At 71.7% G+C, this 12,102-nt stretch carries 12 protein-coding genes; 3 read left to right on the forward strand and 9 right to left on the reverse strand.

Annotation, left to right across the window (positions count from 1 at the left end; all coding sequences use genetic code 11):
• Positions 1 to 183: hypothetical protein (locus tag ACFV20_RS27890; RefSeq protein ID WP_385661123.1), on the forward strand; the 183-nt coding region annotated here is incomplete at its 5' end.
• 180 nt (positions 184 to 363) lie between these two features.
• On the opposite strand, the gene ACFV20_RS27895 is transcribed toward ACFV20_RS27890, so the two are convergent.
• Positions 364 to 1,371 (reverse strand): stage II sporulation protein M, encoded by a 1,008-nt coding sequence (locus ACFV20_RS27895; protein WP_385661126.1) that lies wholly within the window; start codon positions 1,369 to 1,371, stop codon positions 364 to 366.
• Positions 1,372 to 1,499: 128 nt separating this feature from the next.
• On the opposite strand from ACFV20_RS27895, the gene ACFV20_RS27900 reads away from it, so the two are divergent.
• Positions 1,500 to 2,573 (forward strand): RDD family protein, encoded by a 1,074-nt coding sequence (locus tag ACFV20_RS27900; RefSeq protein ID WP_385661129.1) that lies wholly within the window; start codon positions 1,500 to 1,502, stop codon positions 2,571 to 2,573.
• 21 nt (positions 2,574 to 2,594) lie between these two features.
• Here the strand turns inward: ACFV20_RS27900 and ACFV20_RS27905 are convergent, their stop codons facing one another.
• The 8 genes from ACFV20_RS27905 to ACFV20_RS27940 all read right to left on the reverse strand — a co-directional run bounded on the left by ACFV20_RS27905 (position 2,595) and on the right by ACFV20_RS27940 (position 11,238).
• Positions 2,595 to 3,227, reverse strand: a complete 633-nt coding sequence (locus ACFV20_RS27905; RefSeq protein ID WP_385661132.1) for a hypothetical protein — start codon at positions 3,225 to 3,227, stop codon at positions 2,595 to 2,597.
• 280 nt (positions 3,228 to 3,507) lie between these two features.
• Positions 3,508 to 4,965 (reverse strand): adenosylhomocysteinase, encoded by a 1,458-nt coding sequence (ahcY, locus tag ACFV20_RS27910; RefSeq protein WP_385661135.1) that lies wholly within the window; start codon positions 4,963 to 4,965, stop codon positions 3,508 to 3,510.
• Between the two features lie 374 nt (positions 4,966 to 5,339).
• On the reverse strand, positions 5,340 to 6,323 hold the full coding sequence (locus tag ACFV20_RS27915) for a cation diffusion facilitator family transporter (RefSeq protein WP_385661138.1): 984 nt from the start codon (positions 6,321 to 6,323) through the stop codon (positions 5,340 to 5,342).
• A 152-nt stretch (positions 6,324 to 6,475) separates the two neighbouring features.
• Complete coding sequence (gene manA, locus ACFV20_RS27920) at positions 6,476 to 7,627, reverse strand: mannose-6-phosphate isomerase, class I (protein ID WP_385661140.1); 1,152 nt, start codon at positions 7,625 to 7,627, stop codon at positions 6,476 to 6,478.
• Positions 7,628 to 7,679: 52 nt separating this feature from the next.
• Positions 7,680 to 8,807 carry an SIS domain-containing protein gene (locus ACFV20_RS27925; protein WP_385661143.1) on the reverse strand — a complete coding sequence of 376 codons (1,128 nt, stop codon included), beginning with the start codon at positions 8,805 to 8,807 and terminating at the stop codon, positions 7,680 to 7,682.
• 111 nt (positions 8,808 to 8,918) lie between these two features.
• The gene (locus tag ACFV20_RS27930; protein WP_385661146.1) at positions 8,919 to 9,089 is read right to left on the reverse strand and encodes a Trm112 family protein; all 171 of its coding nucleotides are present in this window, start codon (positions 9,087 to 9,089) and stop codon (positions 8,919 to 8,921) included.
• A gap of 69 nt (positions 9,090 to 9,158) precedes the next feature.
• On the reverse strand, positions 9,159 to 10,526 hold the full coding sequence (locus ACFV20_RS27935; RefSeq protein WP_385661148.1) for a phosphomannomutase/phosphoglucomutase: 1,368 nt from the start codon (positions 10,524 to 10,526) through the stop codon (positions 9,159 to 9,161).
• A gap of 289 nt (positions 10,527 to 10,815) precedes the next feature.
• On the reverse strand, positions 10,816 to 11,238 hold the full coding sequence (locus ACFV20_RS27940; RefSeq protein WP_161363971.1) for a DUF3499 domain-containing protein: 423 nt from the start codon (positions 11,236 to 11,238) through the stop codon (positions 10,816 to 10,818).
• Positions 11,239 to 11,533: 295 nt separating this feature from the next.
• Between ACFV20_RS27940 and ACFV20_RS27945 the strand changes: the two genes are divergently transcribed.
• Positions 11,534 to 11,989 carry a metallopeptidase family protein gene (locus tag ACFV20_RS27945; RefSeq protein WP_385661152.1) on the forward strand — a complete coding sequence of 152 codons (456 nt, stop codon included), beginning with the start codon at positions 11,534 to 11,536 and terminating at the stop codon, positions 11,987 to 11,989.
• Positions 11,990 to 12,102: the final 113 nt, after the last annotated feature.

Consider the following 12,102-nt stretch of genomic DNA (forward strand, 5'->3'; position numbering starts at 1 on the left):
CTCCGGGCGCTTCCCTTCGGTCTTGCGTTTCCGACTCTATCAGATCTTTCCGATCCGATTTCCTCGGTGCTTTCCAGGTTCCCGCTTTCGCGTTTTCCTTTCCGGCGGTTCCGACTTTATCAGAAGTTTCGAGCCGGACTGACCGGCCGCTCTTTTCCGATTCATCGGGAGTGGCTTCATTGAAATCAGCGTTTCAAGAAGCAGATAGATGTTCACTATGGCCTGGTCTGGGACTGGAGCCCATGTCCAGGCAACTGTTCGAATCTACCTCCCCGCACTTGCCGTGTCAACGGCTCCTGTGGGGCGAAGAGGAGACTAGCAGTTGAACGGACGTGGTCGCACATCCGCCGGTCGGCGCGACGATCAGGCGGCTGTCGGGACGGTCGCGCTGCGCTCCGCAGCCTCGACGTCACCGGTCTCTCCCCCGCGCGCGGCACGACCACCGACGACATAGACGTAGGCCAGGAAGAGCACTTCGGCGGCGATTCCGATGGTGATGCGGGCCCAGGTGGGGAGGCCGGACGGAGTGACGAAGCCTTCGATGGCGCCCGAGACGAAGAGGACAAGGGCCAGACCTATGGCCATGCCGATGGCGGCTCGGCCTTCCTCCGCGAGCGCCGTGCGCCGCGTCCGTGGTCCCGGGTCGATGAGGGTCCATCCCAGGCGCAGACCGGTGCCGGCTGCGACGAAGACGGCGGTCAGTTCCAGGAGGCCGTGCGGGAGGACCAGCCCAAGGAACGTGTCGAGGCGGCCGGCCGAGGACATCAGGCCCACGCCGATACCGAGGTTGAGCATGTTCTGGAAGAGGATCCAGAGGACCGGGAGCCCGAGGAAGACCCCGAGGATGAGGCAGAGAGCGGCGGCCCAGGCGTTGTTCGTCCACACCTGGGCGGCGAAGCTGGCGGCCGGATGGCTGGAGTAGTACGTCTCGTACTGCCCGCCGGGGCGAGTGAGCTCGCGGAGCTCGTTGGGCGCCGCGATCGAGGCCTGGACCTCGGGATGGGTGCCGATCCACCACCCCAGGAGGGCCGCGACCGCCGTGGACAGGAGCGCGGTGGGCACCCACCAGTGCCGTGCCTTGTAGACGGCGGCCGGGAAGCCGTGGGCGAGGAAGCGCGTCACGTCATGCCAGGAGGCACGCCGGGTGCCCGTCACGGCACTGCGCGCGCGCGCGACGAGTTGGCTGAGTCGACCGGTGAGCTGCGGATCCGGGGCACTGGACTGGATCAGGGACAGGTGTGTGGCGGTGCGCTGGTAGAGGGTGACGAGTTCGTCGGCCTCCGCGCCGTCGAGACGGCGCCGACGGCGGAGGAGGGCTTCGAGGCGGTCCCACTCCGCTCGGTGGGCGGAGACGAAGACGTCGAGGTCCATCGGTGTGCCTGCTCCTCGGCTGGTCGTCGGAGGCTCGTCGTGGATCAGCTTGTCGTATTACGGTGCGATGCGCCCTCAGCTTGGCAGACTGGCCCTGTCGGGGGCAGGGCAGGGGAAGGACGGCGGGCGTGAGCGAGCTGGTGACGGGCGAGGCTGTGGCGTTGGAGCTGCGGCCCGCGAGGCTGCCCAGCAGGGCGCTGGCCGTGCTGCTCGATCTGGTGGCGGCCATGGCCGTCTACATCGCGGTGACCATCGTGCTGGTCACGTCCACGGCGTCCTTGGACGAGGCGGCGCAGACGGCTCTGTCGATCGCGTCGTTCGTTCTCGTGCTGGTCGGCGGTCCGATCGCGGTGGAGACGCTCAGCCACGGGCGGTCGCTCGGGAAGATGGCGTGCGGTCTGCGGGTGGTGCGGGACGACGGGGGGCCCATCCGGTTCCGGCACGCGCTGGTGCGGGGCTTGATCGGGGTGATCGAGATCCTCATGACCTTCGGGATCGTGGCCTGTATCGCCTCGTTCGTGTCGGCGCGTGGGCGGCGGCTGGGGGACGTGTTCGCGGGGACTCTCGTCGTGCGCGAGCGGATTCCGGTCGCTCGGGCCGGTTTCGTACCGCCGCCTCCGCCCTGGCTGGCGGGGCGGTTCGCGGAGCTGGATCTGTCGGCGGTGCCTGACGGGTTGTGGCTCGCCGTCCGGCAGTACCTGACGCGCATGCGGCAGCTGGACCCGCAGGTGGGCTGGTCGATGGCGGAGCGGCTGGCGACGGATCTGGCGGAGCGTACGGGGGCTCCGGTGCCGCTGGGGGTGCCGCCGGCCGCCTATCTGGCGGCGGTCGTGCAGGAGCGGCAGGCGCGGGAGGCCCGGCGGGCGTTCGGGAGCGAGGCTGCCAGGACGGCCATGTCCGCCGCTGCTCCGGGGCCCGTCGGCCCGTCGGCCGCGGTGCCGAAGGTCGCGCCCGGGCCGTCCGGCGTGGAGCGGCCGACGGAATCACCGGAGCACCCGGTGCAGCCGGAGGGTCCTGCGGGCGAGTGGCATCCCGTGCAGCCGGAGGGTCCCGCGGGCGAGCGGCATCCCGTGCAGCCGGAGGGTCCCGCGGGCGAGCGGCATCCCGTGCAGCCGGGGGGCTCGGCCAGTGAGCGGCGACCGGTGCAGCCGGGGGCTGCGGCGGGCGAGCGGCCCGGGACCGGGTTCGTGCCGCCTGCGTAGTTGAGGGAGCCGGCCGACGTGTCAGTGGAACGTCGACGGCGGTGGGAACGTCGACGGCGGTGATTCCAGGTCTTCGAGTTCGACGCCGGGGGCCGCGAGCACGACGTCCCCGGCGATGTGCACGGTGTGCTGCTCGCCGGTGTCCAGGGCTGTGACCTGGTATTCGTCCACGGTCAGAGGGCCGTTGTCAGTGGCGTGTGCTTCGCTTCTCAGCAAGGCCCAGGACTGGTCCACGGTGCGCGGTGCGAGGACCGGGTCCGTGAAGGCGACCAGGCGTACGCGGGTGGCTGCCGTGGAGGGGGTGAGGCGCAGGAGACGGGCGGTGGCGACGAGGAACGCCGGGGACGTGCCGGTGAAGGCGTGGGCGCGCACATTGCCTTCGGTGGCCTCGGTCCCGGTGGGGTCGGTCCGGACCCAGGTGACGCCGTCGAGGGCGGCGCCGCGGACCTGCCAGGAGGCGGCGTGGAGTTCCAGGCGGAGGGGGCGGCCGAGTTCGTCCAGGGTGAGGTCGACGGAGCCGTGGTGATCGCCGGTGGGGGTGGTCAGCTGGGAGACGTAGCGCCAGCCGGAGGGGCCGGGGGCGCACTGGAAGTGCTCGTCTGCGAGGGGGGTGTGATCGTGCGGATCGTGGAGCGAATAGCGGCCGCGGGGCATGGGAGTCCTGGGTCCTGAAGGGCTGGGCCGGTCTCGGCCGGTCGAGAACGGGGCAGGCCCCCGGCACGGGGGTGCGGGGGCCTGCCTCGGAGATCCGGCCGGTGCGCATCAGCCGGTGGTGACTCGACCGGTAGCCGGCCAGGCGGCGTGAACCGGCCGGTGGCGAACCGGCCGGCACCGACCGACCGTGGCGCACCAGCCGGTGCGAACCGGCCGTTGGTGGTGCACCCGGTGGTGAGTCGACCGGCGGTGAACCGGGCGGCAGCGGTGCTGCCGGGGCTCAGTAGCGGTAGTGGTCCGGCTTGAACGGGCCCTCGACCTTCACGCCGATGTACTCGGCCTGCTCGGGGCGGAGCGTGGTCAGCTTCACGCCGAGCGCGTCGAGGTGGAGGCGGGCGACCTTCTCGTCGAGGTGCTTGGGCAGCACGTAGACACCGGTCGGGTACTCGTCGGGCTTGGTGAACAGCTCGATCTGGGCCAGGGTCTGGTCCGCGAAGGAGTTGGACATCACGAACGACGGGTGGCCGGTGGCGTTGCCCAGGTTCAGCAGGCGGCCCTCGGACAGGACGATGATCACCTTGCCGTCGGGGAAGGTCCAGGTGTGCACCTGGGGCTTGACCTCGTCCTTGACGATGCCGGGGATCTTCGCGAGGCCGGCCATGTCGATCTCGTTGTCGAAGTGGCCGATGTTGCCGACGATGGCCTGGTGCTTCATCTTGGCCATGTCCGAGGCCATGATGATGTCCTTGTTGCCGGTCGTGGTGATGAAGATGTCGGCCTTGTCGACGACCTCGTCCAGGGTCGTGACCTGGTAGCCGTCCATCGCCGCCTGCAGGGCGCAGATCGGGTCGATCTCGGTGACGATCACCCGGGCGCCCTGCCCGCGCAGGGACTCCGCGCAGCCCTTGCCGACGTCGCCGTAGCCGCAGACGACGGCGGTCTTGCCGCCGATGAGGACGTCGGTGGCACGGTTGATGCCGTCGATCAGGGAGTGGCGGCAGCCGTACTTGTTGTCGAACTTCGACTTGGTGACGGCGTCGTTGACGTTGATCGCCGGGAAGAGGAGGACTCCGTCGCGCTGCATCTCGTACAGGCGGTGGACACCGGTGGTGGTCTCCTCGGTCACGCCGCGGATCTCCGAGGACAGCTGGGTCCACTTCTGGGGGTTCTCACCCAGGGTGCGGGTGAGCAGCTCCAGGATGACGCGGTGCTCGTCGGACTCGGCCGTGTCGGGCGAGGGGACCTTGCCGTCCTTCTCGTACTCGACGCCCTTGTGGACGAGGAGGGTGGCGTCGCCGCCGTCGTCGAGGATCATGTTGGGGCCGCCGGTGGGGCTGTCCGGCCAGGTCAGGGCCTGCTCGGTGCACCACCAGTACTCCTCCAGCGTCTCGCCCTTCCAGGCGAAGACGGGGACGCCCTGCGGGTTGTCGGGCGTGCCCTCGGGGCCGACGGCGATGGCGGCGGCCGCGTGGTCCTGGGTGGAGAAGATGTTGCAGGAGGCCCAGCGGACCTGCGCGCCGAGGGCGACGAGGGTCTCGATGAGCACGGCGGTCTGCACGGTCATGTGCAGGGAGCCGGTGACACGGGCGCCGGCCAGGGGCTGCGCCTCGGCGTACTCCTTGCGGATCGCCATCAGGCCCGGCATCTCGTGCTCGGCGAGGGTGATCTCCTTGCGGCCGAACTCGGCCAGGGAGAGGTCGGCGACCTTGAAGTCCTGTCGGTTCTCGACAGTCGTCATTGCGAGCTGCTCCTCGGAGTGTGGGTCGAGGGTGGGTACGGCTGGTCTGCGCGGCGGCGGACACAGGGGTGTCCGGAAGAGGACACAGGCATGCCCGCGTACGCGCAGCGCAGTCCGTCGGAGGCCCTCTCTCCCTCGGCCGGTCCGCTGGGGGACCGCCCGACCGCCATCAGCAGCGACGTCTGGCTCCGTCCCAAGCTACACCGGGCGCGGGGCCGATCCCCAGTCCGTCGGCGAACACATCGAGCCGATCATGTGACGGACCGGGGGACGCGCCGTGGGCCGGGGGCGGAAAGCGGGACGGGGCCCGCCGAGTGGTTCGGCGGGCCCCGTGGGCCGAGGGGGAGGGTCGGTGCTCGTCGGCGAGGGGAGGGTCAGTGCTCGTCGGCGGGGTGGGGGACCGGGCCGCCCGGGGAGGCCTCGGGGTCGGGGCCCTTGGCCGCTTCCCGCTCGCTGTAGATGTCCGGTTCGAGGTAGATGACGCGGGCGATCGGGACAGCGTCGCGGATGCGGGCCTCGGCGGCGTCGATGGCGGTGGCGATCTCGGTGGCGGTGTCGTCGTGCTGCACGGCGATCTTGGCGGCGACGAGGAGTTCCTCGGGGCCGAGGTGGAGCGTGCGCATGTGGATGATGCGGGTGACGGTGTCGCCGTCGACGATCGCGGCCTCGATCTTCCGGGTCTCCTCGGCGCCGGCGGACTCGCCGAGCAGCAGCGACTTGGTCTCGGCGGCGAGGACCAGGGCGATGAGGATGAGCAGGATGCCGATGCAGAGGGTGCCGATGCCGTCCCAGACGCTCTCGCCGGTCAGGAGGGCGAGGCCGACACCGCCGAGGGCGAGGACCAGACCGACCAGGGCGCCGAAGTCCTCCAGGAGGACGACCGGAAGCTCGGGGGCCTTGGCGTGGCGGACGAAGTCCTTCCACGAGCGCTGGCCGCGCAGGGTGTTGGACTCCTTGATGGCCGTGCGGAAGGAGAAGCCCTCGGCGATGATCGCGAAGACCAGGACGCCGACGGGCCAGTACCAGTGCGTCAGCTCGTGCGGGTGCTTGATCTTCTCGTAGCCCTCGTAGAGGGCGAACATGCCACCGACCGAGAAGAGGACGATGGAGACGAGGAAGGCGTAGATGTAGCGCTCGCGGCCGTAGCCGAAGGGGTGTTCGGGGGTGGCTTCGCGCTTCGCCTTCTTGCCGCCGACCAGGAGCAGTGCCTGGTTGCCGGAGTCGGCGACGGAGTGCACGGACTCGGCGAGCATCGACGACGAGCCGCTGAAGAGGAACGCCACGAACTTCGCCACCGCGATCGCCAGGTTGGCGCCCAGTGCCGCCACGATCGCCTTGGTACCGCCTGACGCGCTCATATGTTCGCGTTGTCCCTTCGTACGCCGTTCCAGGGGCCGGGCGATCGCCTTGGTGCGCGCCCGTGGCTTTGCCCGTGCTTGACGGTGGGCCATTGTTGCAGCCCGCCGTCGGAGCGGTGAGTCAGGTCACCAGCACGGTGTCCTCGAAACGGTCAGGCGACGACGGTGGCCCGGAAAAGCGTTCCCGTACCGGACACTTCGGCCTTTTCGCCGGCCGGGACGAAGACGGACCGGCCGGGGGTCAGGTCGTGTTCGCCGGCCCGGACGGTGCCGGCCGTGCAGAGCAGGATCTGCGGGGTGGGGCGGGTCAGGTCGTGGGTGCCGCCCGCCTCGGGCAGGACGTAGCGGGAGAGGCGGAACTCGTCGATGGGGGTCTCGTAGACCTCCTCGCCGTCCGCGGAGGCCTCGGGGCGCAGGACGCCGGGGTCGCTGGGCCGGAAGCGGACGACGCGCAGGAGTTCGGGGACGTCGACGTGCTTGGGGGTCAGCCCGCAGCGCAGGACGTTGTCGGAGTTGGCCATGATCTCCACGCCGAGGCCGCTCAGGTAGGCGTGCGGGACGCCGGCGCCGAGGTAGAGGGCCTCGCCGGGCTGGAGCCTGACGTGGTTCAGCAGCATCGCGGCGAGGACGCCCGGGTCGCCCGGGTAGTGGTGGGCAATGTCGGCGTAGGGGGCGTAGGCGCCGCCGAGGCGGGTGCAGGCGGTGGCCGCCTCTGCGACGGTGCGGGACATCTCGTCGGGGTCGGCGGTGAGGATGGCGGTGAGGACCTCGCGCAGGGCGGCGTCCTCGGGGTGGGCGTGCAGCAGGTCGACGTAGGGCTTGAGGGAGTCGACTCCGAGGTCGTCGAGGAGGGCGGCGGCCTCCAGGGGGTCGCGGAAGCCGCACAGGCCGTCGAACTCGGTGAGGGCACAGACCAGTTCGGGCTTGTGGTTGGCGTCCTTGTAGTTGCGGTGCGGGGCGTCCAGAGGGATGCCGCGCCGCTCCTCGTCGGCGTAGCCCTCCTGGGCCTGTGCGAGGTCGGGGTGGACCTGGAGGGAGAGCGGGCCGCCCGCGGCGAGGATCTTGAGGAGGAAGGGCAGCCGGGGACCGAACTTGGCGACGGCGGCGGGTCCGAGTTCCTTCTCGGGGTCGGCGTCGACGATCTCGACGAGGCTGCCCCGGTCGGTGCGCGAGGGTGCGCCGGGGTGGGCGCCCATCCACATCTCCGCCTGCGGTTCGCCGGTCGGTTCGACGCCGAGCAGCTGCGGGATGGCGGTCGTGGAACCCCAGGCGTAGGGGCGGATGGTGTTGTCGAGGCGGTCCATGGGGTTCTCTCTGCGTGGTGCGGGCGGGCGCGTCAGGGTGTCCCGGGCAAGATCAGGCCCTCGAAGCGAGCGCCAGGTAAACGGCGGCGAAATCCGTGATGGCGATCAGTTCCGCGAGGGTCTCCAGTTCGCCGCCGGCCTCCGGTTCGAGCTCGCTGATGGGTGTGTCGTGGCTGAGGGCGAGGTCGCGGGCGCCGGGGGCGGCGGTGAGGCCGCCGATGGGGCGGTCGCGCAGCAGCACCACGCGCGCGTGCAGGGCGGGGGGTTCCTCGACGCGGTCGCGGAAGAAGTCGTCGGGGTCGGCGCTGGCGGCCAGCGGGCCGGCGAGCAGGGCGCTGTGGGCGGCGAGGGCCTCGGGGAGTTCGGCGACGACCGCGGGGGTGCCGGACAGCTCGGCGAGGGCGGCGGCGAAGCGGCGGCCGGCGGGGCCCGCCGAGGTGCCCTCGGTCCAGACGACCGGGAGGGCGTCGGCGAGCTCGGCGGCGAGGGTCTTGGCGGCGTTGCTGTACGTGGCGATGGCCGGGCCGCAGCGCTCGGCGACGTGGTCGAGCCGGTCGGCGACCTTGCCGAGGGCGTCCGGCGGGGCGGCGAGCACGCCGGTGCGGTCCAGGAGGGCGAGGAGCGGGGTGAGCAGGGCCCACAGCACGCCGGGGGCGGACGCGGCGAACGGCTCGTCCTGGTCATAGGGGGCGGTCGCCATGGGCACGAAGAGGCCGTGCGCCCCGGCGACGGCCTCGGCGAGCGGGGTGCGGGCGGGGGCCACGGCGACGACCGTGCAGCCGCGGCGGTAGGCCTGCTCGGCGAGCAGCGACAGACCGGGTTCGGTGCCGTCGGGTGTGGTGATCAGCAGGAGGTCCACGGAGCCGACCCAGCCGGGCAGTTCCCAGCGCAGGGCGCCGGCGGCCGGGGCGACGCCGGTGGGGGCGAGGCGGGTGACCGGGCTGCCGGCACCGGCCAGGGTGCCGATGAGGTCGGCGGCGTGGGTGGCGGCGGCACCCGGGCCGGCGATGAGGACCGCGCGGGGGCGGCCGTCCGGCTTCAGGTCGCCCACGCCCGCCTCGGCGGCATGGCGGGCGGCGGTGCGTACGCGGGCGCCTGCTTCCGCGGCGCCGCGGAGCAGCCCGCGGTGGTCGGCCTCGGCGAGGCCCTCCGGTGAGTCGAGCAGCGATTCGTCGAGCATGGGCGGCAGCTTCCCATCGCCGGGGTCCGTTGTGAGGTGTCCTGGATCGTGCCCGCTGTGCCGGGGGCTATGTGCGCCGAGGGTCGCGCCGGCGGGTGCGCCCCCTGCCGGTCACGCGGGGCGGCGGGCCTCGTCGACGAGCAGGACGGGGATGCCGTCGCGCACGGGGTAGGCCAGGCCGCAGTCGGTGCCGGTGCAGATCAGCTCGGTGTCCTGCTCCGTGAGGGCGGAGTGGCAGGCGGGGCAGGCGAGGATCTCGAGAAGGCCGGATTCGAGGGGCATGGAGGTTCCTCCGGTGTGCGGGCGCTTGGGGTCGTGCCTGGTCAGATTACCGCCGGTGGGGGTCGGGCCTCAGCCTCTGATGATCCCCAGCACCTCGTCGCGCACCCGGGCCATCGTCTCGGCGTCCCTCGCCTCCGCGTTCAGGCGCAGCAGCGGCTCCGTGTTGGACGGGCGGACGTTGAACCACCAGTCGGCGGCGGACACGGTGAGGCCGTCGAGCTCGTCGAGGGTGACGCCCTCGCGGGTGCCGTACGCGGCGCGGATGGCGGCGAGGCTGGCCTGCTGGTCGGCGACCGTGGAGTTGATCTCGCCGGAGCCGGCGTAGCGGTCGTACTGGGCGACGAGGGAGGACAGGGGGCCGTCCTGGCCGCCGAGGGCCGCGAGGACGTGCAGGGCGGCGAGCATGCCCGTGTCGGCGTTCCAGAAGTCGCGGAAGTAGTAGTGCGCGGAGTGCTCGCCGCCGAAGATCGCGCCGGTGCGGGCCATCTCGGCCTTGATGAAGGAGTGGCCCACGCGGGTGCGGACCGGGCTGCCGCCGTTCTCCGCGACGACCTCGGGTACGGACCAGGACGTGATCAGGTTGTGGATGATCGTGCCCTTGCCGCCGTGCCGGGCCAGTTCACGGGAGGCGACCAGGGCGGTGATCGCCGACGGGGAGACCGGCTCGCCGCGCTCGTCGACGACGAAGCAGCGGTCGGCGTCGCCGTCGAAGGCGAGCCCCAGGTCGGCGCCCTCCTCACGGACCCGCTTCTGCAGGTCGACGAGGTTGGCCGGGTCGAGGGGGTTGGCCTCGTGGTTGGGGAAGGTGCCGTCGAGCTCGAAGTACATCGGGACCAGGGTCAGGGGCAGGCCGGCGAAGACCTCGGGGACGGTGTGCCCGCCCATGCCGTTGCCCGCGTCGACGACGACCTTCAGGGGGCGGACGGAGGTCAGGTCGACCAGGGAGAGCAGGTGGGCCGCGTAGTCCGACAACGTGTCACGGGCGCTGATGGTGCCCGTCGTCGCGGCCGCCGCCGGGGCGCCCGACTCGCTCCAGGCCTCGACGAGTTCACGGATGTCCGCCAGGCCGGTGTCCTGGCCGACCGGGGCGGCACCGGAGCGGCACAGCTTGATGCCGTTGTACTGCGCCGGGTTGTGGGAGGCGGTGAACATGGCGCCCGGCAGGTTGAGCGCGCCCGAGGCGTAGTACAGCTGGTCCGTCGAGCAGAGGCCGATCTCCGTCACGTCGGCGCCCTGGGCCGCCGCCCCGCGCGCGAAGGCGCGCGACAGGCCCGGTGAGGAGGGCCGCATGTCGTGCCCGGTCGTGATGGCGCTCGCGCCGGTGACCCGCACGAAGGCCGCTCCGAAGAGCTCGGCCAGGGACTCGTCCCACTGGTCGGGAACGACCCCGCGTACGTCGTACGCCTTCACGACCTGCGACAGATCAGCCACGGCCAACCTTCCTGGAAAAGTACTGTCGGTCCGCACAAACTACCCCCGCCCACCGACAGCGCGCCGGGCGGATGCCGAGACGGCTCCCGGCCGTCACCGCAGGTCCTCCCGGCCATCCGGGCGAGGGTGACGGCCGGTGCGGTCATCGCGCCGACCGCCACGGGCGCGGTGGACGCCCCGTTGAGGTCATGTCCCGTCAGGCGAAAGCGATTTCTCGCGCCCTCACGTCGGAGTGGTCAGGTCCGCGGCAAGCTCGCCTCAAGGGGTACGCGCGTGAAGGGCTCGGGGGGCCGGGTCAGTTGTCGGGCGAGCGCAGGACGCGCAGGTGCCCGCGCCGTGCGACCTCTCGCGGATCGGCACCGCGGCCTCCGCCGCCGGCCTCGGCCGCGCGCTCCTGGGGGCGGGCCGCCTCACGCACGGCGTTCGCAAGCGCTTCCAGGTCGTCGCCGCTGGGGCGGGCCGGGGCCGAGCCGTCGAGGAGCCGGACGACCTCCCACCCGCGCGGGGCGGTGAGGCGCTCGGAGTGCTCGGCGCACAGGTCGTAGCAGTGGGGTTCGGCGTAGGTGGCGAGCGGGCCGAGGACCGCGGTCGAGTCGGCGTAGACGTACGTCAGCGTCGCGACGGCGGGACGGCCGCAGGCGGTGCGCGAACAGCGACGTACAGGGCTCACGATGTTGGACGGTACCGCACTCTTGAGCGGGCCGCGACGACTCTCCACCAGGTCACTCCCCCGTGTCGTGCTGTGAAACGCCGCACACACTCCTTTGAGCGTACCTTCCTGACCTGCCCGGACAGCGACGCCCGAGATGCCGGACAGCCCGGCATGCGATCAAGAGTCAACACAAAACCCACAAATACCGTGAGGTCGTCGGTCTCGGCGGGATACGGATTTGAGCCCAACCTTGGCTTGAATGGTCATGTAACAACATGCCGTGCGGGCGCGGCCGGAAGCCGTCCCTGCCGCAGTGCGGTGCCGGGCACCGGGGCCGGGCGGGGACTACCCTTCACCAGTGATGGACAAGCCCGTAACGCCTCGTGCTGCCGCCCCCGGCCCCCGCCGTCGTGATCGCCACGGACGGGGTATGCGCGGCCCGATCGCACCGCCGCAGGTGCCGCTGGCCGCGAGCCGCGCGGACGTGTTCGCCGATCTGGTGCAGGACTCCGTGGAGCGCCTGGAGCGGCGCTGGCCCCAGCTCGCCGACATCGACTTCCTGGTCCTGGAGGTGCCACGGCTCGACGGGCCGGGCCAGGCCTGGAACGACGAGGCCGTGCCGCTCGGCGGCACGATCGGCGCGCGCGAGGGCCGCCCCGCGCGCGTGGTCGTCTACCGGCGGCCGGTCGAGATCCGCACCAAGGGGCGCGACGAGCGGGCGGCGCTGGTGCACGAGGTCGTCGTCGAGCAGGTCGCCGAGATCCTCGGGCTGACACCGGAGACGGTGGACCCGAGGTACGGCGAGGAGCAGGGCTGAGGACGACCCGGGGCTCGCCGCCGCGGACGATGTGGGCGGTGTCCTGCCCGCGGACGTCGGGCCGGGGCCCGGCCGCGGGTCTACTTCTGGAGCCCGCGGGTCTACTTCTTGAG

The organism is Streptomyces sp. NPDC059696 (assembly GCF_042733745.1).
Lineage (GTDB): Bacteria > Actinomycetota > Actinomycetes > Streptomycetales > Streptomycetaceae > Streptomyces.